Below are 24,358 nucleotides of genomic sequence, written 5' to 3'. Positions count from 1 at the left end.
TTTAAACATGGCGACGACTGCTGACATCCGCAAAGGCCTGACTGTTCAGATGGAAGGCCAAATTTTCCTGATCGCTGACTTCCAGCATGTGAAGCCGGGCAAAGGCGGTGCCTTTGTGCGGATTACACTGCGTAACATCAAAACAGGCCGCGTCATCGAGCGCACGCTCAATTCCGGCGCGTCCCTCGATATCGTGCGCGTCGAAACGCGCGATATGCAGTTCCTTTACCACGACGGCGACGGCTACAACTTCATGGACCAGGAGTCCTTCGAACAGATCGTACTCGGCCCGGAACTGGTCGGCGACAACGGCAAGTGGATGAAGGACGGGGTCGTCTGCCGCGTCAGCTTCCTCCAGGACGTTCCCCTCAGCATGGAAGTCCCCAACTTCCTTGAACTGCAAATCACCGAGACCGCGCCCGGCGTCAAAGGGGATACCGTGTCCGGCTCCGGCAAACCCGCCACTCTCGAGACCGGCGCGGTCGTGCAAGTCCCGTTCTTCGTGGATCAGGGCGACGTGATTCGCGTTGACACGCGCACCTCGGAGTATTTGGACCGCGTGAAGCGCTAACGACCGTCCGGTGAACTGATTATGGATTACCGGGCTCTGCTTGCGACGGTTTCCGTCGCGGCAGGCATTGTTTTGGGGACGGTCGCCGCCGTCAAGGCATGGCGGCGTCGCAAGCCGGTTGCAGTGTTCGGAGTGTATGGGGTGCTGTTCTTCGGAGTAGCGCTTCTCCTCTGGAAAGGCAGAGCGCCGCATAGCCTGCCCGCACCGGTTGCCGAGGCTCCGGCCTTTCTGACCATGCCGGAACCTGTGGTTCCCGTACGGGTACAACCAATGCCATCTGTCCCGTTCGTAAGGAAGAAAGCCAAGCCAGCCGGCCCGCAGGAGCCCGACTCCATGCTGCCGGAATGGCGGCTCTACCGGGCTCTGTCCCGGGCCTTCGATTCGCTTGAAGTCGTCATCCCACGACAAAACACGCCGGAAATCAGACCGGACTCCGGTGCGGTGCCCGAACCGCATAGCGCGGGAAGCACGCCGCACCCCACAGGGGACTCTCCGCCGCGCAAGCGCCGGACTCCCGTTTGACAGTTACTGAGCAGCGACATCCGCGCCACGATGCATGTGGCCCGGACGTGAGCGAACAGGAACGGATCCAGCAGGCAACGCACATTTTGCTCCCTGGGCCGCAGATTAGGAGGACGTTTATGGCCGCTACGCGACCGAAGATCGAAAAAAGCCGCATCGAGCTTCAAGATATCAAGAAGCTCATTGAAATGATTGAGAAAAGTCCGATCACCGAGTTCGAACTCGTGGACAAAGAGCTGAAGATCCGGATCTCGAAGAACGGCGTCGCGAACTCTGCTGTTCACATGATGCCCGCTCCGGCAATGACCGTCGCCGCGCCTGCCGCTCCCGTGGCTGCTGCGCCTGCCGCCCCGGTCGCGGCGCCGCCTGCCGACAGCAAACGCCAGCTTCATGAGATCAAGTCGCCGATGGTCGGAACCTTCTACCGCGCACCGTCTCCCGATGCGGAGCCGTACGTGCGCATGGGGGACACCGTCGAACCCGGTAAGGTGATTTGCATTGTCGAGGCGATGAAGCTCATGAATGAGCTGGAATCCGAAGTCCGTGGCCGCATCGTCGAAATCGTGGTCGAGAATGCGCAGCCCGTCGAATTCGGCCAGATTCTCTTCCGTGTAGACACCAGCGTGGCCTGATGTTCGAAAAAGTACTTATTGCCAACCGAGGCGAAATCGCCCTGCGGATTATCCGCGCCTGCCGCGAGATGGGAATCAAGTCCGTCGCCGTGCATTCCACGGCTGACCGTGACGCGTTGCACGTGAAGTTCGCGGATGAGTCCGTGTGCATCGGACCGCCGCCGTCTTCCGAGAGTTATCTCCAACCCAAGGCTCTCATTGCCGCGGCGGAGATCACCAATGCCGACGCCCTCCATCCCGGCTATGGATTTCTGGCGGAGAATGCCGACTTCGCGCAGATTTGTATCGATCACGGTCTTGTCTGGATCGGCCCCGATCCCTCGGTCATCAACAAGATGGGCCACAAGTCCGAAGCCAAACGCACCATGCAGGCCGTCGGGTGTCCGGTGATTCCCGGCAGCGATGGTCCCGTCAGCGGTGTCGCCGAGGCACGCCGACTTGCCGAAGAGATGGGCCTGCCCATCATGATCAAGGCCGTCGCCGGTGGCGGCGGACGCGGTATGCGGCTGGTGACCCGCATGGAGAATCTCGAATCGTCCTTCGAAATGGCACACGCCGAAGCCGAAGCGTCGTTCAATAACGGCGACCTCTATGTGGAGAAGGCGATTCTCGAACCCCGTCATGTGGAGATTCAAATTCTCGGCGACGGCAAGGGCGGCTGCATTCACCTCGGCGAGCGGGACTGCTCCACGCAGCGCCGCCATCAGAAGTTGATCGAGGAATCTCCGTCCCCCGTGGTGACTCCCGACCTGCGGCAGCGCATGGGCAAGGTCGCCTCGGAAGCCGCTGCGGCCATTGGCTACGCGTCCTGCGGCACGATGGAGTTCCTGGTGGACCGCGACCTCAATTTCTACTTCATGGAAATGAACACGCGTATTCAGGTGGAGCATCCCGTTACCGAAATGGTGACCGGTGTCGATCTCGCCAAGGAACAATTGCGCGTCGCCCTCGGCGAGCCGCTCCTGAAGCAGAGTTCGATTCAGTTCAGAGGCCACGCCATCGAGTGCCGTATCAACGCCGAAGATCCCAGCCGCAGTTTCATGCCTTGCCCGGGCAAAATTACGGCGCTGAATATACCCGGCGGCCCCGGAATCCGTGTGGACACCCACATCTATCAGGGCTATACGATTCCCCCGTATTATGACAGTCTGATTGCTAAACTCATCGCCTGGGGCCGCGACCGCTCCGAAGCCATCGCCCGCATGCGCCGCGCCCTCGATGAATTCGTCGTTGAAGGCATCAAAACGACGATTCCGTTCCATCAGAAGGTTCTGCTGCTCGAACAGTTTATCGCCAGTGACGTACACACCAAGTGGGTTGAAGAATTCATGGAGCGGGAGGCTGCTAAAACAGCTTCTTGACCAAGTATGAAGGGCTACACGTTCCTCGGATTGTGTTTCGTTTTGTGCGCGATCCTGCTTGCCACAAGTTGCAAACAGGATGACAAGGCCGTCGGCCCGGAGCCTGTGCTTCCGGATGGTACGCAGCTGATGTTCGCCAATTGCGATCCCTTCAGTTTCCGTCATCAGGTCGGTTTGCAGGAATCGGTCACACTGGTGTCCGATCCGACTCTTGCTTGTGACGGCAGTGTCGAGTTTGTCGCGGGGGAGACCGCCTCGTGGACCAGCGCCGGATTTCAGATCCCGGCAGGGACCTACCGCGAAGGATTCCATCTCGCGCTCAACCGCACGATCAATGGCGCCGAAATTCCGGCAGTCATCCAGACATCGTTTCGGGGCCTCGCCACCCAGTTCACACGGGTGGACACCATGCCTGTCGGCAACAGCGGCGAAGCACTGAATAAGGTCATTGAAGCGGCGCAGACCGGAACCGTTGGCATGTTGGATTCCGCTCGCACGGTGACCTTCACCGTCACGGCCCTCAGCGGACGGTTTACGGCAAATCTCAACCGGGGAGTGGAAGGATCTTTCGTAAAGATCGGAGCCGATCCTTCGACGCTCTGCCAGTTCCGGGTCTATCTCGATTCGCAACACGGCATCGCCTTCGATACGCTGCATGCGTTCGATCTCTCCTTTCATAGCACTGCCGGCGCGGTCAGCGACTCGATTTTCCTCGACTTCACCCACGGCGCGCACATGCTCACCGACAGCCGTATTCAACTCGGCGACAAATATGGCGTGACGTACCTTGCCGCCGCCTCGGGCGGGTGCCGCGATACGCTCTCTTTCTGGGCCATTCCCCCGATGCAGTCTTACCGCCGGGATAACCTTGGCGTCTTTCCCGCCGGGAATATTATCTCCGATGGCCGCGATGTATTTCTCTACGGGGTGTATGCTGCGCCGGACTCGTCTCCCTGCGGCATCGTTCGCGTGGTTAGGGATTCGACAACCGGTCACCCCATCGTAAGTCATCCGGTTTATAACTGCAACGATCAGATCAGTGTCGAGTACGACCGCGTCGCGCACCTCGTTTGGGTCATAGAGCATTCGACCGGCCCCGACACCGCGTGGGGCTATTCCATCGAAGGTGTTCTCGACTCCACCGTGATCGCCGATTCCTTCCCCATCGGAAGGCTTTTTCAACAATACTGGGTTGTGGACCAATCCTCGGCTCAGGATCCTCTTCGCCGGGAAATCGCCCGTTACCCCTTCACCGGCGGCAGCGCGGTTTCCACCCAGGCCTACCCCACCGAACTTACGGAGCAGTTTGCAGGTGGTGCGGGGCTCGGTTTCCCCGGCGCCGCGGTCAACGACAGCACATGGTCGGTTCATGTCTTCAACCCGGACGGTCATTGGATCAGCGCCTTCAGCGTCGACGGTGCGGGTACCGGCACCAGTGTCCGACTCGTCATGGCCGACAGTGTCATCGTCTACTCCGTGTCGTACAGCGGCTTCTCCCAGACCGTTTACAGACTTTCCCCCAACTAATTCACGCCCGGGGCCTGTTCGGCTCTTGGGCAACCTGATAGGACTCCTACTGCAACGCGGCGGCGGGCGCATTGCCTGTTCGCCATAAACTTTTGAGGAAGCTATGAACATTCCACAGGATTTGCTCTACACTAAGGATCACGAATGGGTTCGCGTTGAAGGCGACACCGCTGTGGTCGGTATCACGGATTATGCCCAGGGCGAACTCGGCGACGTCGTCTTTGTCCAGTTGCCGTCCGTCGGCACCAAGGCCTCGCAAGGCCAGTCCATCGGTTCGATTGAGGCCGTCAAGGCCGTAGCCGACATCTACTCGCCCGTTTCCGGCGATGTGATCGAAATCAACAACGTGCTGAATGACAATCCCGAGACCATGAATCAGGATCCATACGGCAAGGGTTGGGTAGCCAAATTCAAGCTGTCCAATTTCTCCGCCGAGCGCGCCAACCTGCTCAATGCCGCGGCGTATTCCGCTCTGGTCTGACATTCCTCGTTACGTTCCCCAACTTTTGCTAACGGCTACTGACTAATGAGATATATTCCTCTTACCCCCGAAGATCGCGAGCAGATGCTCCGCGAGATCGGGGTTTCATCATTGGATGAACTTCTGACCAATGTGCCGGATGCCCTCCGGCTCAAGCGGCCGCTGGATCTTCCCCCCGGCAAGTCCGAATGGGAAGTGACCCGCGCGATGACCGCTCTGGCTCGGAAGAACCTCCATTCCGCCGACCTCACCAGTTTCCTCGGTGCGGGCAGCTACGACCACGTCGTGCCGGCGGCCGTCAATGCCCTCGCGGGCCGCAGCGAATTCCTCACCGCGTACACTCCCTATCAACCGGAAGTGTCGCAGGGTACGCTGCAAACTATCTATGAATTCCAGTCCATGATCTGCGAGCTGTTCGGCATGGATGCCGCCAACGCCAGCATGTACGACGGCGGCACCGCCCTTGGCGAAGCCGTCATGCTTGCCGCCGGCCACACCCGCCGCAATCGCGTGCTCTGGCCGTCCAGCGTTCATCCCCACTATCGCAAGGTCACGCAGACCCTCGGACATCCGTCCGGACTGCGCTTCGATCTGCTTCCCATGCAGGATGGCAAACTTGCTCCGGACGCCCTGTCGTCCACGCTGAATTCTGATGTTGCTGCCGTGGTCTTCCAGTATCCGAACTTCTTCGGCGTGGTGGAGAACCTTCAGCCGCACATCAAGGCCGTGCAGGACGCCGGCGCACTCGCGATTGTTGTCGCCGATCCCATCGCTATGGGCGTTCTGGAAGCTCCGGGCAACTGGGGCGCTGATATCGTCGTCGGCGAAGGCCAGTGCCTGGGCAACTACCAGTCTTACGGCGGCCCCTATGTCGGGCTCTTTGCCGCTCGCGAGAAACTCATGCGCCGCATGCCGGGCCGGATCGTCGGCGTCACCAAGGACGTCGATGGCCGCCGTGGGTATGTGCTCACTCTGCAGACGCGCGAGCAGCACATCCGCCGCGACAAAGCCACCTCCAACATCTGTACCAATGAAGGCCTCATTGCCGCGCGCGCCACGTTCTACATGGCGATGCTCGGCCCGCAGGGCCTGCGCGGTGTGGGCGAAGCCTGCATGAATCTTTGCGCCTATCTGCGCCAGCAACTCCAGACGATTAAGGGTGTGCAGTTCCCCTTCAGCGGCCCGCACTTCAAAGAATTCGTCATCAAGCTCGAAGGCCAGGATATCGCCGCGTTCCTCGAGTTCATGGCCAAGCGCCGGATTCTCGCTGGCATTCCGCTCAAGCGTTTCCGCGTCAAAATGGACGACGCCCTGCTCGTGGCGGTCACCGAAAGCCGTACGAAAGAAGAGCTGGACCAGTATGTGGCGAGTGTCCGCGACTTCATGGGAGGGCAACGCTAATGCCGAAGAAGAGAAATGTCCGCAGTCTGCAATCGGAAACTCCGCTGATCTTCGAACTCAGCCACCCCGGCCGCGTCGGCTACGATGTGCCCGCCGTGCCCGGCGTCGCCAAAGCAGCCGCGCTTCCCGCCGATCTGCAACGCAAGACCTTGCCGCGCCTGCCCGAGGTCTCCGAAAATACCGTGATGCGCCACTACACCAATCTCTCCGTGCGCAATCACCACATCGACCGTGACTTCTACCCGCTGGGTTCCTGTACCATGAAGTACAACCCCCGCGTTAATGAAGAAGTGGCCGCTATGCCCGGCTTCTCCGCCATTCACCCGCTGCAACCCGCCATCACCTGTCAGGGTGCGCTCGAAGTCGAGTACCAACTCGCTCGCGCGCTCGCCGAAATCAGCGGGATGGATGCGGTGACGCTCCAGCCGTCCGCCGGCGCGCAGGGTGAACTCACCGCGCTGCTCATGTTCCGCGAATATCACGTCAAGACCGGCGGCACGCCGCGCAAGAAGGTGATTATTCCTGACAGCGCCCACGGCACCAATCCCGCGTCCATCGTTATGGCGGGGTATGAGGTGATCGAACTTCCCAGCGGCCCCGATGGTCTCGTCGACGTCGAAGGTCTGAAGAAGGTGCTCGATGCCGACGTCGCCGCCTTGATGATCACCAATCCCAACACAGTCGGCCTGTTCGAATCTCGCATTGCCGAAATCACGAAGCTTGTGCACGACGTGGGCGGCCTCGTTTATATGGATGGCGCCAATCTCAACGCTCTGCTCGGCATTGCTCGTCCCGGCGACATGGGCTTCGACGCCTGCCACATTAACCTGCACAAGACCTTCTCCACGCCTCACGGCGGTGGCGGTCCGGGCAGCGGTCCCGTGGCCGTGAAGGCGAAGCTCGAGCCGTTCCTGCCTTCTCCCGTTGTGGTAAAGGTCGACAACGGTTTCGAATGGGATTGGGAACGCCCCAATTCCATCGGCCATCTGCACACCTTCTTCGGCAACTTCGGTGTTCATGTCCGCGCCCTGACCTACATTCTCTCCATGGGCGGCGACGGCCTGCATCTTGTCAGCGAAGCGGCTATCATCAATGCCAACTACGTGCGCGCCAAGCTGTGCGATGCCTACGAACTGCCGTACAAGGCCTATTCGATGCACGAAGTCGTCTTCTCCGGCGACCGTCAAAAATCCAGGGGCGCGCGCACGGCGGACATCGCCAAGCGCCTGCTCGACTACGGCTTCCATCCGCCGACAGTCTACTTCCCGCTGATTGTCCACGAAGCCCTGATGATTGAGCCGACCGAATCCGAGACCAAGGAAACGCTCGACGACTTCATCGACGGCATGCTGCAAATCGACGCGGAGATCACGGAGAATCCCGACCTCGTTCGCAATGCTCCGTATACCACGCCCGTGCGCCGTCTCGATGAGGCCACCGCGGCGCGTGCCCTCAATATCTCCTTCTACAAGCGCGGGTAGTCGACACCGATGACGGCGCCAGCTTTTGAACCCGGTACAGCCGAAAGCGGCGCGGCAGGATGGCTCGACAAACTCGGGCTTTCCAGCTACGTTGCCATCGACCTCGAGACCACAGGACTCGATTCCTCGGTCAATCAGATTATCGAGGTCGGTGCGGTTCGGTTCAGAAATGGCGTTCCCGATTCGGAGTTCCGCTCATTTGTTCGGGCGGATCGCCCGCTCGATCAGTTCATTATCGAACTGACCGGCATCACCGACAAAGACCTGACCGGCGCCCCCGCGTTCGCCGATATCGCGAATGACCTTCTCGATTTCATCGGCACGGATCCGCTGGTCGGTCAAAATGTCGAATTCGACTTGGGCTTCCTGCGTGCGGCGGGAGAGAATCTGCTCCCCCGCACGCAGGGTGACCGCTTGGCGTTCTTTCAGGCGCGAGTCCTCGACACGGCGCTGCTATCCCGCACCTTTTGGGCGGAGTTCCCCAGCTTTTCGCTGGCATCCCTCTGCCGCGCCTTCGGCGTACAACTTGTGCAGGCACATCGCGCCCTCGACGATGCCCGCGCCACGGGCGAAGTCCTCGCGCGCATGATGCAGTCGCTTCCTTCCCGCGTCTGGGAAGAGTTGGCCCGCGAGTTGAATTGGCTCGTCTCCGGAACCACGCATCGCAGTCGCTTCTTCTTTTCCGCTCTCGAAGAGGTAACCACCGGACTCGGCAGACCAGAATTTCCTCAGATCTCCGATGGGGAAGAGGATGAAGAACCTGCCGCGACACCCGATCTGGATCAGCTTTTCGGCAAGGACGGCGTCTTCGAAAAGAAGCTGCCGTTCTTCCGTTTTCGCCCCATGCAGCTTGAACTTGCCAAGGCGGCGGAAGCATCCTTCGACCACAACAAGATTTTGCTTGCCGAGGCCCCTACCGGCGTCGGCAAGTCTCTCGCTTACCTTGCGCCCGCGTTGCGCTGGGTGATGGCGGACCCCGAAGCGAGCCGTCAGGTTATCGTCTCCTCGCACACCAAGGTGCTGCAGGAGCAGCTCTTTCGCAAAGACATGCGCGAGATCCACACCGCGCTTGGCCGTGGATTCCGCGCCGCGGTGCTCAAAGGCCGCGCCAACTATCTCTGCAAACGCCGCCTGCGGTCTCTGGTACGTGAGTCCCGCGAACGCCTGACCGATGTCGACCGCATGAATCTTATGCCGCTTCTGCGCTGGTCCGAACTCACGGCCACCGGCGACATCAGCGAGATCAGCGGTTTTAACATCCGCACGTTGCCGTTTCTTTGGACGCAAGTAGCTTCCGATTCTCTGGCATGTGCAGGCTCCGCCTGCGGCGCGGCCAAAGGCGATTTCTATCGCGTCGCTCAGGAGCGCGCCGCCAAAGCCCATGTGCTCTTTGTCAACCACGCGCTGCTCGTCTCCGATCTTCCGCGCTTTACCGGCGGCTTCAAAAAGCTCGTGTTGGATGAAGCGCATCAGATCGAACGCGCTATGGTCGGCGCCATGACGCTCGAAATTTCTCCCGCTCTCTTCCGTAACATGCTCTCCCGGCTCGTGGATGAGCGCACGTCGCGCGGCCTGCTCGGCGCAGTGTCCGCCAAACTGAAGAAGAGCGAGAAATCGTCCAAGGTCGAAGGCGCAACCCCGCTGCTTTCACAGGTGCGCGGCCTCTACGCCACGTCGCGTCAGGCCTTCGGCTATCTTGCCGACCAACTCGTGCGCATGCTCTCCGAGAATGACCGCGCCTCCAAACAGCGCTTCCACGTCGGCCAGCGAATTCACGACGAGATCTGCCGCGCCCTTGGTCCGTTCCTTACCGATTGGAGTGAGTTTTCCTCCGCGCTGAAGAAGTTCACCCTCGAGCTTTCCGATCTGCGCGGCGACGATAAGCTTGCCCCGGAAACTCTGGTCGAACTGCGCAGCGCCTGCGATGGGGTGGAGCAGATTCGCGAGCAACTCGCCCACATGCTTCGCGAAGATGATCCCAACGCCGTTACGTGGGCCGAGTTTGGCCGCAGCCCGCAGCACAACTGGTGCGCGCTCTATGCCGCTCCGGTGTCCGTCGGCAAGATCATGGCTAAGGTTTTCTGGCCGTCCGTCGAAAGTGTCGTGCTCACGTCGGCCACGCTCACCGTTGGCGGAAAATTCGATGTGCTCAAATCGTCCCTCGGCTTGGAATCGCTGCCCCCCGAGCGTCTGTCCGAGTCCATTCTGAGCAGCCCCTTCCGCCTGTCCGAGCAGATGCGCACCTTTGTCCCCACCTATCTGCCCGCGCCGCGCGCCGGCGATGGTGGACATTCCGATGCGACGGTTGACCTGATCGCCAAGCTTGTGGAGCGCTTCCCGCGTGGCACGCTCATTCTCAGCACCTCCAATGTGCTGGTTGACAAATTGACCACTGCGCTGAACCCCGTCGCTCGCAAGGCCAATCGCCGCCTGCTCAGCCAGGGCGCCAGCGGCTCTCTGGCGGAAATGGTGGCCGAGTTTCGCAAGCAGGGAAATGCTATCTTGGTCGGCGCCGCCAGCTTCTGGGAAGGGATTGATGTGGTCGGCGACGCGCTGCAGATTCTCATCGTTACCCGCATTCCTTTCGATGTGCCCACCGACCCGTGGGTCGCCGCCCGCAGTGAAGCTCTCACTGATGCCGGGCGCGACGCCTTCTCCGAGTACAGCCTTCCCGTATCGGCGCTGCGCCTTAAGCAGGGAGTCGGCAGACTGATTCGTCATCCGCAGGACCGCGGTATCGCCATCATCACCGATCCGCGCCTGTTCAAGTCCCGCTATGGCCGCGTCATTCGTGAGAGTCTGCCTTCTGCGGCCATCGCCGTTGCCAGTGAGTCCGAACTTTTTCAGGAAACCGAACGCTTTTTCGGTGCGTAATACCATATGTTGACCGGCCTGCATCATATCGGCATCGCGGTTATGGATCTGGAGGACGCCGTTCGCTCGTGGGAAACGATGAGCGGCGGCCAAGTGGTTCACCGCGAGTTTGTGGAAAGCCAGGGAGTGGAAGTGGCCGTCATCGAGATCGGCTCGCTGCGTGTCGAATTGTTGAAGGCTACGCGCGAAGATTCGCCCATCGCCCGCTTCATCTCCGCAAACGGAACCGGTATCCATCACCTTGCGTTAGAGAGTACCTCCGTCGAGGAGGAACTCACGCGAATGAAAGCTTCCGGCGTGCGCCTCATAGACGAAAAGCCGCGCGCAGGAGCTGAAAACACCTCCATCGGGTTTGTTCACCCCCGCGCCTTACACGGCGTGCTCACCGAAGTGGTGGAACGCAAGTTGAAGTGATACTGTACAAAGACATGGCAAGTTTGGAAGATAAACTCCGCGCACTTCCCGATTCGCCCGGAGTCTATCTTTTCAAGGACGATCAGGGAAAAGTAATTTACATCGGCAAGGCCCTTGTACTGCGCAACCGCGTGCGCCAGTATTTTCAGTCGGGGCATGATGGCCGCTACCAATTCGATCATCTCGTCAAGCGCATCGCCGACGTCGAAGTCATTGCGACGGACACCGAACTCGAAGCGCTGATCCTCGAAAATAATCTCGTCCGCGACCGCAAGCCGCGATACAATATCGATCTGCGCGACGATAAATCGTTTCCGTTCCTGCGAGTTTCCAACGAGCCTTTCCCCCGCGTCTTTCTCACCCGTCACCCCGTCCTTGATGGCTCGAGGTACTTCGGACCCTACAGCGATCTGTACCATCTGAAGGGCCTGATTCGCGTGCTGCGCAGCATGCTCAAGATCCGCACCTGCAATCTGCCCCTCACCGAAGACGCAGTGGCGCAGGGCCGGTTCAAGGCCTGTCTCGAGTTTCACATTGGCCGCTGCAATGCTCCCTGCATCGGTAATGAAACGATGGCCGAGTATGCCCGCCGCGTGCGCGATTTTGTCGATGTCGTCAGCGGCAAGGGCAACGATGTCGTGCGGCGTCTGAATCAGGAAATGCAGCGGCTTTCCGACGACCTGAAGTTCGAACAGGCGGCGCAGCTTCGCGATTGGCTCTCCGCCCTCGAGATGCTCACCGAGCGGCAAAAGGTGATCTCCCCCGAGCCCGTGAATCGCGACGTCTTTGGGCTCAAAATCGAAGACGATCTGGGCAGCGCCGTCGTGCTGCAGATCCGCAATGGCCGCATGCTGGGCCGTCTCGATTACCGCCTGAACCACCTCAAAGAGCAGGAACCGGGCGAAATTCTCGAGTCCGCCATCGAGCATTACTACAGCGATCCTGTTTCCATGCCCGATGAGATCTTTCTGCCCTTCGCCGTTCCCGATCAGGATCTCCTTGCCCAATGGCTGCGGGAACGCGCCGGCGGCAAGGTAGACATCCGCATCCCTGAACGCGGCGACAAGGCTCATCTGGTGGAACTGGCCGAGCGCAACGCCGAACTTTGCCTTCAGGGCTACCGGCTGAGCCGTGACGTCAAAGACCGCGTGCCGCAGTCCCTGCGCGAACTGCAGAAACAGCTTTCCCTCAGCAAACTGCCCGACGAAATTATCGCTTTCGACATTTCGACTCTGATGGGCACGGACAAAGTGGCATCCATGGTGATGTTCCGTGAAGGCAAACCCGCGCGCTCCCAGTACCGTGTGTTCAAAATTCGCACCGTCGAAGGCATGGACGATTTTGCGTCGATGCACGAGGTCGTTGGCCGCCGCTTCGCCCGCCTCCAGCGCGAGAACAAACCGTTTCCCGATCTGGTGCTGATTGACGGTGGCAAAGGCCAGCTCGCCGCGGCGGGAGAAGCCCTGGCGGAACTCGGCATCGTGGATCAGCCCATTATCGGTCTGGCCAAGCGTCTCGAAGAGGTCTATCTTCCCGGCGATTCCGAGCCGCAGAATATTCCCAAAACCTCTTCCGCGCTGAAACTTCTGCAGCAGATCCGCGATGAAGCCCACCGCTTCGCCATCACCTATCATCGCAAACTGCGGCGCAAACGATCTCTTCAATCCCTGTTAGATGAGATCGACGGCGTCGGCCCCGCACGCCGCCAGATTATTTTTTCGCATTTCGGCACGGTGCGCAACCTGCAGGAAGCCACCCTCGAACAAATCGAGAGTGTGGATGGAATTCCCAAGGCGGTCGCCGCGCAAATCTTTGCCTTCTTTCACGATAAACAGCAGCAATTGGATCATGTCCAGCCAGACACCGAATAAATATCCGCCCGTCACGCTTGAGCTTGTACTCAAGCATGGGCTTACCGAAGAAGAGTTCAGCCAGATACAGAAGACGCTGGGCCGCATGCCCACCTACGTCGAACTCGGCCTGTATTCGGTGATGTGGTCCGAGCACTGCTCCTACAAGAACTCCATTCTCGAAATCAAACGCCTGCCGCGCAAAAGCCGTCGCGTCGTCGTCGAAGCGGGCGAAGAGAACGCCGGCGTACTCGATATCGGAGACGGCCTGGCCGTCTGCTTCAAAATCGAGAGCCACAATCACCCGTCCGCCATCGAGCCCTACCAGGGCGCGGCCACGGGCGTCGGCGGCATTCTGCGCGACATCTTCACCATGGGTGCCCGGCCCATCGCCGCGCTGAATTCCCTCCGCTTTGGGCCGTTAACCACCCCCCGTAACCGCGAACTCATGCGCGGCGTGGTGCGCGGCATCGGCGACTACGGCAACTGCTTCGGCGTTCCCACCGTTGCGGGCGAGGTGTACTTCGATCCGTCCTACGATGAGAACCCGTTGATTAATGCTATGGCCGTCGGCGTGCTGGATCGTAAGAAAATGGCGCGCGGCGCGGCGGAAGGCACTGGCAATCCCGTCTTCGTCGTCGGCGCGGCTACCGGTCGCGACGGCATTCACGGCGCAACCTTCGCCTCCGAAGACCTGTCCGAAGAGTCCGCTTCCAAGCGTCCCTCCGTGCAGATCGGCGATCCCTTTAAAGAAAAGTTGCTGCTCGAAGCCACGCTTGAACTGGTGGAGTCCGGCGTGCTGGTCGGTATTCAGGATATGGGGGCGGCGGGTATCGCCTGTTCCTGCACCGAAACCGCCGCCCGTGGCAACTCCGGCATCGAGTTTGATGTCAATAAAGTCTCCCGTCGTGAAGCCGACATGACCGCCTACGAGGTTTGTCTCTCCGAGTCGCAGGAGCGTATGCTCGCCATCATCAAGAAGGGCGGGGAAGACGTTGCCCGCCGCATCTTCGACAAGTGGGATCTGCATGCGGACCAGACCGGCGTCGTCACCGATACGGGCCGCTATGTGGTTTATGAGAACGGCGAAATCGTCGCCGATGTCCCTGCCGCCCACCTCGTGCTTGGCGGCGGCGCGCCGCAATACCGCCGGCCCTTTACCCGCCCCGAGTATCTCGATCAGTTGAGCCAGTTCGACATGTCCAAGTTCGCCGAACCGTCGGACTATGATGGCGTGCTCGAACGCCTGCTCGGTTCTCCCAATATTGCCAGCAAACGCTGGGTCTATGAGCAGTACGATCACACCATCGGCGCCAATACGCATGTCGGCGGTGGCCGCTCCGATGCCGCGGTCGTTCGCGTTCCCGGCACCCGCCGTGCGCTGGCTATGACCGTGGATTGCAACAGCCGCTACGTTGCCATGGAGCCCCGTCAGGGCGCCGCCCTGGCCGTCATGGAAGGGGCTCGCAATGTCGCCTGCTCCGGCGCGCGCCCCATCGGCATCACCAATTGCCTCAATTTCGGCAACCCGATGAACCCGGAGACATTTTACTTCTTCCACGAAGCCGTCACCGGAATCGCCGATGCCTGCAAAGCTCTCGACATCCCGGTCACCGGCGGCAACGTCTCTTTCTATAATGAAACCCGTGGCAAGCCCGTTCTGCCCACGCCTGTCATCGGCATGGTCGGTCTGCTGGAGGATGTCGCAAGCGCGGTCACCGTTGGTCTGAAAGCCGAAGGGGATTTCATCGCGCTGCTCGGCCATCTTCAACCGGATCTTGGCGCCAGTGAATATCTGTATCTCGAGCACGGCATTGTCGCTGGCAATCCACCCCATCTCGATTTCGAAACCGAAAAGGCGCTGATTGATCTGCTCGCCGATCTGGCGGACCTTGGCCTCATCCGTTCCGCGCATGACATCGCCGAAGGCGGCCTCGCGGTCACCATGGCTGAAAAGTGCTTGGCCGGCGGCATCGGCTGCGTGCTCACCTTCCCCTGGAAGGGCCGCGCGGTCGAGTCTCTCTTTGCCGAAAGCGCCGGTTGTGCCGTCGTAACGGTCGAACATGCCAATTGGGCGGCCTTCCGCCATGCCGCAGATCAGCACGGCGTTCCCGTCCAAATGCTCGGCAGAGTGGGCGGGGATCGCCTCGTCATTAACGACTGGATTTCCATTCCGGTCGCGCGAATCGAAGCTATTTACGAGAGCGCCATCCCCGTTTTGATGGGTGAGGCCGTGGCTCCGGATGCCGCGCCAACCGATCCGCTGCTGTCCCGGTTGTCATGAGCTGATCCCGGCTGCCTTCGGGACTGGTCACAGAATGAGAAAAGAGCGTCACACGACGCTCTTTTCAGATGCTTTTGCTTGCGCGACCTACCGGCCTTCTTTCCTTCGCCGGTTCGCTTTGCCCTCGTTAGTCAGAATTCTCCACTCGCGCTCCGCCTTTTGCCGGAGATGCACATCGTGCCGAACCGCATAGGCATGAGCCTCGCGCTTCAATTTGCCGAAGTGCTCAAACCGCTCAGCGGAGATCCTGCCGTCGGCTATCGCCGTTCGCACCGCGCACCCCGGCTCGTTGTCGTGCTGGCAGTCCCGGTACCGGCAATCCCGTGCAATCTTTTCGATATCGAAAAAGACAGCGCCGATGCCTTCGTCATCCATAAGCTGTAGTTCCCGCATCCCGGGAGTATCCAGCAGCAAGCCGCCTCCGGGCAGCACCACCAGTTGCCGCCGCGTCGTCGTGTGACGTCCGCGGCTGTCATCGGCGCGCACCGCGCGGGTAGCCATCCGCTCCTCGCCAACCAGCGCGTTGATCAGCGTCGATTTTCCGGCACCCGATGATCCGACAAACGCCGCGGTCATTCCCGGCAGAATCCGCGACCGGATTTCGTCAATGCCGCCGGACTGAACCGCACTCGTGGCGAAGACCGGAACACCCGGGCTTCGCGCTTCAATTTCGGCGATGCGCGCCTCGATGACGTCACACACATCGGTCTTGTTCAGCGCAACCACCGGCTGTGCTCCGCTGGCCCAGATCAGACTCAGGTACCGCTCAATGCGGCGTGCGTTGTAGTCAGCGTCCAGCCCGCATACCACAAATACCAGGTCCACGTTTGCCGCAATCACCTGTCCTCGCGCATCCTGTCCGGCGGCCCCGCGCACTAACGCGGTCCGCCGGCTGAATACGTGTTCGATGATCGCGATGCGATCCTGCTCCGGCGCCGACTTCAGCGCCACCCAATCGCCCGCGTGCGGCAAGGCATCTTCCGTCAGTTCTTTGTGCAGGCGGCCGGCCAGATGCGCAATACCGGTCCCGCTATGCGACCACACCTCGTAGCTTCCGCGGTGCTCCGAAGCCACGCGCGCCGGGTGTAATGGGTCTTCAGACCAATCCTTCAGCTGGGCTTCAAAGAAGGGGGTGAAGCCCAAGGCAGACAATTCATGCATGGTAGGGTTCTCATTTAGGCACGCAACCGCAGGGGCAACTGGCGCCACGGCGTCAGTCCCTACGATCGCGCACATGTGGGATCGTTCGACCTTTACAGAATCTGAGTAGGCCGAGGTGATCCGTCATCCGTTTCCGGATGGCGATCCCTCAAGGATTACTCCGCTCTGAGCGCAAGATCCACGATGAGAATGATACGACGCAGAAAGCCTCCAAGGACAAATTTGGGATATGGGTAAGTTACAATTTTCTCCTCAACAATGTCAAGCTTTGTTGCGCCGCCCGGCATGATGTGGCGGTTATTATGCAGCTTAATCTTTCTAAATCTATGTGATCAATAAGTTTGAACATCCGGAAAGGGCAATGCTCCAAGCCCGTATAGCTCTCGATTTGTTCTTGCGGAAGTCCTCATAGATTCGTAGATTAGCTGACTGTTACAATTTCCAGACCTCCTTCCTCCAGAGCAGTCTTGTAAGTCCTGTTCTATATTAGCGTATCCAAAGACAGAGCAGGTTTGTACACAAGCTGTTCTTCCTGCATCTCGGAGTGGGTATCCGCCCATAAGACGAGCAGCGGTAGCAGGGGGTTGATCCAGTAAGCACTGGTGTAGCAACTTTTCATGCTATCTCGCGGTAAATCAAGATAATACATTTTGCCCCCGTAGCTCAGATGGATAGAGCACCAGCCTCCGGAGCTGGGAGCATGGGTTCGAGTCCCGTCGGGGGTACTAAACCGAAGAATCGAAGATATGCCAGAACCGACTTTCCCGCCGCCAGAACAGCCTTCCGCTAACGTCTCCGAAGACGACAAGCTGTTGGCCGTGCTGTCGTATGTCCCCATCCTCTGCCTGATCCCCTATCTGCGCACAGATCGCAGCGCCTTTGTGTCGGCCCACGTGCGGCTCGGCATGACGTTGTTTGTCATCGAAATCTTTGCTCTGATCCTGCGGTATCTGCGTGTGGTGTGGGATGTCATTATCCTGCTCTGCGTCATCGCGGCGCTGGTGGGCATCGCCAATGGCGTACGAGGCCGTCTGTTCTCCTTGCCCTACCTGTCCGATCTGTTTTCGAAGAAGTACTGAAGCGCGGTTGCTCCGCGTCTTTCTGCTTACATGACGTCCATCGCCTGATCGAAACCCTTTCCGGTGTTGATTGCATAATTTCGAAAGGACTTCTGAGTGCGCATTGCGGAAAAAGTAGCCCGGTTTGAAGACGCTCGCAAAGTGATCGCGGCAGGAATTTACCCGTACTTCCGCGCCATCGAGTCCGACCAGGACACTATGGTGCGGATGAACGGCAAGGATGTGCTCATGCTCGGCTCGAATAACTATCTCGGGCTGACCAACCATCCGAAAGTCAAAGAAGCCGCCATCGACGCGTTGAAGCAGTACGGCTCGGGTTGCGCCGGTTCGCGTTTTCTGAATGGGACGCTGCGGATTCATATCGAACTCGAAGAGCGTCTCGCCGAGTACATGCAAAAGGAAGCCGCCCTGCTGTTCTCCACGGGAATGCAGGCCAATCTCGGCGCCATTTCCGCTCTGGTTGGCCGCAACGGCTTTGTCGTCACGGATGCCCTCGACCACGCGTCCATTATTGATGGCGCTCGCCTTTCCTTTGGCAAGATGATGAAGTTCCGCCACAATGACGCCGCCGATCTCGAGCGCGTCTTGCAGAGCCTCGATCACACCAAATCCAAACTCGTGATCACCGAAGGCGTCTTCTCCATGGAAGGCGACACTGTCAAACTGCCGGAAGTGGTCGCCGTCTGTCAGAAGTATGGCGCCGATCTGATGCTCGACGATGCCCACAGTCTCGGTGTGCTGGGTCCCGAAGGGCGCGGCACCGCGCTGCACTTCGGCCTCAATGATGAAGTCGACCTGGTCATGGGCACGTTTTCCAAATCGCTGGCCTCCATCGGTGGCTTCATCGCGTCGTCAGAGAAGGTGATTCACTATCTGAAACACCACAGCCGCGCGCTGATCTTCTCCGCCAGCCCGCCGCCGGCATCCGTCGCCGCGGTTATCGCCGCGCTCAAGATTATTATCGCCGAGCCCGAACGCCGTGAACTGCTCTGGCGCAATGCCAACTATCTGCGCAAGGGCTTGCAGACGATCGGACTCGACACCGGCACCAGCGATACCCCCATCATGCCGGTACTCGTCGGCGATCAGAACGTCGCCTTCCAGCTTACCGCCGCCATGCAGGAAGAAGGAGTGTTTATCAACCCGGTGGTGCCGCCCGCGGTACAGCCGGGTGGGAGCCTGATCCGCTTCTCCGTGATGTCTACGCACACGCTCGAGCAGTTGGACTTCGCTCTGGACAAGATGGCCAAACTTGCCCGCTATTTTCAACTGGACTCGGGAGCCTCTCATCGAACCGAAAATCTCTCCGGTAACGAACTCAACGGATCTGAAGGCGTTTCTGCGCTTCCAGTGGAAGGTGCAGGCCACTGACCCCGCGTGGGTTCCCCCTCTTCTCATAGATCTGAAATCGCGTTTCAACCCCAAGTATCCGTTTTATGAACACGGCGAGGTGGAATCTTACATAGCTCGCGATCCGCAAACCGGCGAGATCCTGGGCCGTGTCTGTGCAGTCGTCAACGGCTTGCACAACAAGTTCCACGAGGACAAGGTCGGGTTCTTCGGTTTCTTCGATTGCGTTAATGATCCCGATGTTGCCCGCGCGCTCCTTGACCACGCGGGCGCTTTTCTCAAGTCCCGCGGCCTCGATACCATTCGCGGCCCGATGAACTTTTCCGTCAACGACGAGATCGGAATGCTCATCGAAGGCTTCGACACGCCGCCCGTCATTATGATGACGCACAACCCGCCGTATTACAACACGCTCATGGAACAGTGCGGGATGGTTAAGGCCAAGGATGTCGTCGCCTACCAGATGTTTCAGGGGCAGCTTTCCGAGCGCGTCATTCGCGTCGCCGAGGCGCTCGAAAAACGCCTGCCCTTGCATATCCGGCCTTTCAACAAACACGATTTCTGGGGCGAGGTCGACCGCATTCTCTCCATCTACAATGCCGCGTGGGAGAAGAACTGGGGCTTCGTGCCGATGACCGACAAAGAGCTGAAACTCATGGCTCAGACTCTGAAACTGGTCTACGATCCCAATCTCGTCTACTTCGCCGAAACGGCGGAAGGCAAGCCCGTCGGCTTCAGTCTCGCCCTGCCCGATGTTCACGTGCTCTTCAAGCAGATCAAGAATGGCCGCCTGTTTCCCACGGGCATCTTCAAACTGCTCTTCGGTCTCAAGAAAATTCACCGCGCCCGCGTCCTGCTCATGGGCGTGCATCCCGACTACCGCTTCCGCGGCATCGACACCGTCTTCTATTACCGCACCTACAAAGCGGGAACGGAAGCCGGTTACAACTGGGCCGAGTTTTCCTGGGTCCTCGAAGACAATGAGCCCATGAACGCCGCCGCCTTGTCAATGGGCTCCACCCCCTACAAAAAATGGCGCATCTGGGAGCGCCCCCTGTAGCACCGGAACCGCTTTCCTCGGCACTTTCCCCCTTTGCAAAAGGGGGAATTTGAAGGGGTTCTTTTCGGGTTCCTTCCTCCACTTTAGTGGGGGAAGGTTAGGATGGGGGTTCTTTTAACTTTTAGCTTCTGTTCCGCTACCACGTCTGGCTTGTTACTCAATCCAATTTGGTACGCACATGTTCGCCGAAGTACTTTCCGCGGCCCTGATCGGCGTCGATGCCTATCAGGTGAAAGTCGAGAGCCATCTCGAAAATCCCGGCTCCGGTGAGCCGTTCTTCACCGTGGTCGGTTTGCCGGATAATGCCGTCAAGGAATCCCGCGCCCGCGTCTCAGCGGCTATCAAGAATTCCGGCATGATCTTTCCCCTGCGGAGGATCACCGTCAATCTTGCTCCCGCCGACATCCGCAAGGAAGGCAGCGCCTTTGACCTGCCTATGGCCATCGGCATTCTTACGGCATCGGGCCAGATTCTTCCCAACGGTCTCGATTCCACGGCGGTGCTCGGCGAGCTTGCCCTCGATGGCAAAGTGCGCCTCATCCGTGGCGCGCTCCCCATTTGCAGCTCGTTGCAAAAGGCCGGCATTCGCCGCATCGTTGTCCCCATGGAAAACGCGCGCGAAGCGGCGATGGTGCCGGACATCGAAGTCTATCCCATGGAGTCGCTGCACGACGTCGTCGAGTTCCTGAACGGCGCACTCACTCCGGCGCCTTTCACCGTAGATCGCGCGGCACTCTTCGAAGAGGCTCGGGAATTCGTCGGTGATTTCAGCGAAGTCCGCGGTCAGGCGTCTGTCAAACGCGCGGTGGAAATCGCGGCGGCTGGCGGTCACAACATCCTGATGATCGGCCCTCCCGGTTCGGGCAAAACCATGCTCGCCCGCCGGTTGCGGTCAATCCTTCCCGACTTCACGCTCGATGAGGCTCTGGAAACCACCCGCGTTCATTCCGTCGCCGGAATGCTCAAGGCGGGGCAAGCTATTGTTGCCAATCGTCCGTTCCGCTCGCCGCACCATACGGTTTCCGATGCGGGTCTCATCGGCGGCGGCATGATTCCCCGGCCCGGCGAAGTCTCCCTCGCGCACAACGGTGTGCTCTTTCTCGATGAGCTGCCCGAGTTCCACAAAAATGTGCTCGAGGTATTGCGCCAGCCCCTCGAGGACGGTGTAGTCACCATTTCCCGCGCGGCCATCAGCCTCAGCTATCCGGCCAACTTCATGCTGGTCGCCGCCATGAATCCCTGTCCCTGCGGTTACCTCACCGATCCGGACAAGGAATGCAAATGCACCCCCGAGCAGGTCCGCCGTTATGTCTCGAAAGTCTCCGGCCCTCTGCTCGACCGTATTGATTTGCATGTGGAAGTTCCTCGCGTCAAGTGGAAGGAACTCTCCTCCAATCAACTCGCGGAAAGCTCACAGTGCATCCGAGAACGGGTGAGTGAATGCCGCAAACGCCAGCGTGGCCGTTTTCTGTCCACCCGCTCCGATCTCTACAGCAATTCGCAGATGAGCAACCGCGAGGTGGAACGTTTCGCTCCCCTCGACGCGCCGTCGATGGACGTCCTGCATCAGGCTATCGAGCGCATGGGTCTCTCAGCCCGCGCCTATCACCGTATTCGTAAAATCGCCCGCACCATCGCCGATCTCGAAGGAACAGACGACATTCGTCTTCCCCATGTGATCGAAGCGGTGCAATATCGCTCCCTGGACCGCATCAAAGAACTGTCGGCGTGAGCATTTTCCCTTCTCATCCGTAGTCACCCTTATTATCACACATGCTCATTACCGCGTTCGACCATTCTGTTACCCGCTGCGCCGATCGCACTGCTGTTATCTTTAATGGCCAGACTCACAGCTTCGCCGCACTCGGTGCCGCGGTAGAGCGTCTGCGTGGGGCGCTTGCGGCTCGCGGCATTTCCAAAGGCGACCGTGTCGCGCTGCTCCTGCCCAACTGTCCGCATTTCGTGATTGCCCATCTGGCGGTGCTGGGATTGGGTGCCGTCTCCGTGCCCATTCACGCCCAAAGCAAGGCGCGCGAAATCACGTGGCAACTCGAAGACTCCGAAGCCTCCGCGATTATCGCCTGGAGCCACCTCGCTTTCGATGCCGAAAAAGCAGTTCAGCAAAGCGAGTCTTTGCGCTTTCGCGCTTACGTCGGGGAAGACATTCCTGCCGGTGCGGACAGCCTGGTGGACATGATTGCTCAGGGCTCGCCGCTGCCGTCGGATTCGTCTCTCACCGGCGACGATCTCGCCGTCATATTGTACACGTCCGGAATCAGCGGCCATGCGCGTGGCGTTGAATTGACGCACGGCAATCTGACGTCTCATGCGTCGGAACTGACCTCCATGCTCCGGATCCATGAAACCGACCGCTTTCTCGGGCTGCTGCCGTTTACGTCTGCTGCCGGTCTGTGTATGGCTGTTCATCTGCCGCTTTCCAACGGTGGGCTGCTCGACATTCAGTCTCGTTTCCATCCCGGGGACGCGTTGAAGTCGCTGCACGAGAAACAGATCACGGTTCTTGTCGCCAGCCCGTCCGGCTACGCGTTTATGGCAGGTTTCCCGTCGCCGGAAAAATATGATTTGAGCCAGGTGCGTTACGCCATCTGCTGCGATGCCAAACTGACCGACAGCGTCGCGCGGGATGTGGAGGAGAAGCTCAAACTGCGCGTCATGGAGGCTTATGGGAGCACCGAGACGTGCGGTGTGATTGCGCTTAATCTTTTCCCATCTCTTTTGCCGCGCGGTTCCGTCGGTCAGCCCATCGGCGATCATGAAATTCAAATCACCGACGAATCCGGCGAGCCTGCTCCGGCGGAGTCTATCGGCCAGATCAGTGTTCGCGGTCCCGCTGTGATGCGGGGCTACCGCAATCGTCCTGACCGCACGAGGCAGGCGCTGCGCGATGGTTGGTTTTACACCGGCGACCGTGGCAGCCTCGATTACCAGTCCAATCTCTTTGTATGCGGTCATTCCAGCGAACTCATCGTTAAAGGCGGGTTCACGATCTGCTGCCGTGAAGTCGAGGAGATTGTCGAAGGATTGCCACATGTGCAGGAAGTTGCCGTAGTCGGTATCCCCGATCCGGTCTATGGTGAAGAGATCAAAGCCTGCGTCGTGCTCAAAGAGGGTGCCAGCATCGGACCCAGCGAAGTCATTGAGTATGTCAAAGAGCGCGCTGCCGTGTATAAATGCCCCAAAGTCGTGAAACTCTACAAGGAACTTCCACGCACTCCGGGAGGTAAGATCATCAGAAGCCAATTGAAGGACGAAAAACCTTAGCTATTGTGGGCTTACAGTGCTTCAAAGGGCCACTTGGACAACTTTTTGCCGTGCTTCTGCGTTACACATTTGAAAGAGGCGGCTTCTGGCTTGAATCTTGCCCGTGCTCACTTGGCTGAGGGCTTGCGTGCAAGCGGCCAACAGCGGGACATGCATCCAGACTGCTTCATTGTCTTGGGAGGAATAAGGTGATACCTGTTGATGTTATCGGGATCTCCGTATGCCCGCCCTATCAGGGCTACGTGGTTATCCTCAAAGAAAAGGACGGGGAACGGTGGTTGCCGATCTTCATCGGTGCCGCCGAAGCCCAGAGCATTTCGTTCTTGCTGCAAGGGCTGGAATATGCCCGGCCAATGACGTATGACCTTTTCGCCAGTATTCTCGAATCCGGCAGCGTGACCATCGTCTCCTCGACGGTCAATGACCTTAAGGATAACACATTTTACGCGGTCGTCGAACTTCGTACCGCCAAAGGGGAACTCAAGCAGATTGATGCTCGTCCCTCGGATGCCATTGCCCTCGCTCTCAAGATGAAGGCCCCCATTCAGGTCGCCGAAAAAGTCATGGAAGGCGCCGCTGTCTCCAATGAGCCGGTCAACCGGTCGGCTGTGGAGCAAATCGCCTACCTGCACCAGAAGCTCAAAGAGTGCGTCGAAACGGAAGCGTATGAAGAAGCGGCAAAAATTCGCGACCACATACGGTCCCTTGAATCAAAACTCGGCGAACCACGTAACCCCGGGGAAAAAAGCGAAAAAGGCGATTGAACTCGCGGCTCACAAGATCGAAATGCTTGGGATAAATTCTGCGGACTCTCAACTCGGGAGTCCGCCTTCATTTTCTGCCACCTTCGCCCCAAGCGTTGGCTGACCCTCAAAAAGCCTCGCGGGCTGTTTGGGCTATTCCGGACCCGTCGTGTCATAGATCTGCTTAGCTATTAATTAACATACTGTAATGGGGTGAGAAGGAATCTCAGTGAAAAGTGATTGTCCCAGTGAATGAAAAAAGAGACTTGATCTTTTGGCAAGGTC

At 59.2% G+C, this 24,358-nt stretch carries 19 protein-coding genes and 1 tRNA gene; 19 read left to right on the top strand and 1 reads right to left on the bottom strand.

Features of this window, described 5'->3' with window-relative positions:
• Positions 1-7: 7 nt before the first annotated feature.
• The 12 genes from efp to purL all read left to right on the top strand — a co-directional run bounded on the left by efp (position 8) and on the right by purL (position 15,398).
• On the top strand, positions 8-571 hold the full coding sequence (gene efp / locus VGL38_02680) for an elongation factor P (protein ID HEY3294320.1): 564 nt from the start codon (positions 8-10) through the stop codon (positions 569-571).
• A 21-nt stretch (positions 572-592) separates the two neighbouring features.
• A complete protein-coding gene (locus VGL38_02675; protein HEY3294319.1) occupies positions 593-1,093 on the top strand; it encodes a hypothetical protein in 501 nt (166 codons plus the stop codon).
• A gap of 155 nt (positions 1,094-1,248) precedes the next feature.
• Positions 1,249-1,725: an acetyl-CoA carboxylase biotin carboxyl carrier protein gene (accB, locus tag VGL38_02670; protein ID HEY3294318.1), complete on the top strand. Its 477-nt coding sequence runs from the start codon at positions 1,249-1,251 to the stop codon at positions 1,723-1,725.
• Complete coding sequence (gene accC / locus VGL38_02665) at positions 1,725-3,086, top strand: acetyl-CoA carboxylase biotin carboxylase subunit (protein HEY3294317.1); 1,362 nt, start codon at positions 1,725-1,727, stop codon at positions 3,084-3,086. Before accB ends, accC begins: the two co-directional genes overlap by 1 nt.
• Before the next feature lie 6 nt (positions 3,087-3,092).
• Positions 3,093-4,613 carry a hypothetical protein gene (locus VGL38_02660; protein HEY3294316.1) on the top strand — a complete coding sequence of 507 codons (1,521 nt, stop codon included), beginning with the start codon at positions 3,093-3,095 and terminating at the stop codon, positions 4,611-4,613.
• Positions 4,614-4,716: 103 nt separating this feature from the next.
• Positions 4,717-5,094 carry a glycine cleavage system protein GcvH gene (gene gcvH / locus VGL38_02655; protein HEY3294315.1) on the top strand — a complete coding sequence of 126 codons (378 nt, stop codon included), beginning with the start codon at positions 4,717-4,719 and terminating at the stop codon, positions 5,092-5,094.
• A gap of 45 nt (positions 5,095-5,139) precedes the next feature.
• Complete coding sequence (gene gcvPA, locus VGL38_02650) at positions 5,140-6,495, top strand: aminomethyl-transferring glycine dehydrogenase subunit GcvPA (protein HEY3294314.1); 1,356 nt, start codon at positions 5,140-5,142, stop codon at positions 6,493-6,495.
• Positions 6,496-6,521: 26 nt separating this feature from the next.
• Positions 6,522-7,976 (top strand): aminomethyl-transferring glycine dehydrogenase subunit GcvPB, encoded by a 1,455-nt coding sequence (gene gcvPB, locus VGL38_02645; GenBank protein ID HEY3294313.1) that lies wholly within the window; start codon positions 6,522-6,524, stop codon positions 7,974-7,976.
• Positions 7,977-7,985: 9 nt separating this feature from the next.
• Positions 7,986-10,850, top strand: coding sequence for a helicase C-terminal domain-containing protein (locus VGL38_02640; GenBank protein HEY3294312.1), 2,865 nt, complete (start codon positions 7,986-7,988; stop codon positions 10,848-10,850).
• A gap of 6 nt (positions 10,851-10,856) precedes the next feature.
• The gene (gene mce / locus VGL38_02635) at positions 10,857-11,264 is read left to right on the top strand and encodes a methylmalonyl-CoA epimerase (GenBank protein HEY3294311.1); all 408 of its coding nucleotides are present in this window, start codon (positions 10,857-10,859) and stop codon (positions 11,262-11,264) included.
• 23 nt (positions 11,265-11,287) lie between these two features.
• Positions 11,288-13,135: an excinuclease ABC subunit UvrC gene (gene uvrC, locus VGL38_02630; protein ID HEY3294310.1), complete on the top strand. Its 1,848-nt coding sequence runs from the start codon at positions 11,288-11,290 to the stop codon at positions 13,133-13,135.
• On the top strand, positions 13,113-15,398 hold the full coding sequence (purL, locus tag VGL38_02625; protein ID HEY3294309.1) for a phosphoribosylformylglycinamidine synthase subunit PurL: 2,286 nt from the start codon (positions 13,113-13,115) through the stop codon (positions 15,396-15,398). Before uvrC ends, purL begins: the two co-directional genes overlap by 23 nt.
• Positions 15,399-15,485: 87 nt before the next feature.
• Here purL and rsgA read toward each other — a convergent pair whose 3' ends face one another.
• Positions 15,486-16,559 (bottom strand): ribosome small subunit-dependent GTPase A, encoded by a 1,074-nt coding sequence (rsgA, locus tag VGL38_02620; protein HEY3294308.1) that lies wholly within the window; start codon positions 16,557-16,559, stop codon positions 15,486-15,488.
• A gap of 652 nt (positions 16,560-17,211) precedes the next feature.
• Here rsgA and VGL38_02615 point away from each other — a divergent pair.
• The 7 genes from VGL38_02615 (at position 17,212) to VGL38_02585 (ending at position 24,094) form a co-directional block, all read left to right on the top strand.
• Positions 17,212-17,284 (top strand) — tRNA-Arg (locus tag VGL38_02615).
• Positions 17,285-17,305: 21 nt separating this feature from the next.
• Positions 17,306-17,638 carry a hypothetical protein gene (locus VGL38_02610; GenBank protein ID HEY3294307.1) on the top strand — a complete coding sequence of 111 codons (333 nt, stop codon included), beginning with the start codon at positions 17,306-17,308 and terminating at the stop codon, positions 17,636-17,638.
• A 96-nt stretch (positions 17,639-17,734) separates the two neighbouring features.
• Positions 17,735-19,009, top strand: coding sequence for an aminotransferase class I/II-fold pyridoxal phosphate-dependent enzyme (locus VGL38_02605; GenBank protein HEY3294306.1), 1,275 nt, complete (start codon positions 17,735-17,737; stop codon positions 19,007-19,009).
• On the top strand, positions 18,891-20,048 hold the full coding sequence (locus VGL38_02600) for an N-acetyltransferase (protein ID HEY3294305.1): 1,158 nt from the start codon (positions 18,891-18,893) through the stop codon (positions 20,046-20,048). Before VGL38_02605 ends, VGL38_02600 begins: the two co-directional genes overlap by 119 nt.
• A 178-nt stretch (positions 20,049-20,226) precedes the next feature.
• Positions 20,227-21,780, top strand: a complete 1,554-nt coding sequence (locus VGL38_02595; protein ID HEY3294304.1) for a YifB family Mg chelatase-like AAA ATPase — start codon at positions 20,227-20,229, stop codon at positions 21,778-21,780.
• Between the two features lie 41 nt (positions 21,781-21,821).
• Positions 21,822-23,330 carry an AMP-binding protein gene (locus VGL38_02590; protein HEY3294303.1) on the top strand — a complete coding sequence of 503 codons (1,509 nt, stop codon included), beginning with the start codon at positions 21,822-21,824 and terminating at the stop codon, positions 23,328-23,330.
• A gap of 188 nt (positions 23,331-23,518) precedes the next feature.
• Positions 23,519-24,094 carry a bifunctional nuclease domain-containing protein gene (locus VGL38_02585; GenBank protein ID HEY3294302.1) on the top strand — a complete coding sequence of 192 codons (576 nt, stop codon included), beginning with the start codon at positions 23,519-23,521 and terminating at the stop codon, positions 24,092-24,094.
• The last annotated feature ends 264 nt before the right edge of the window (positions 24,095-24,358 follow it).

It is taken from the genome of bacterium (genome assembly GCA_036504735.1).
Taxonomy (GTDB): Bacteria; Electryoneota; RPQS01; order RPQS01; family RPQS01; genus DASXUQ01.
This window is presented reverse-complemented; position numbering and strand designations above follow the sequence as displayed.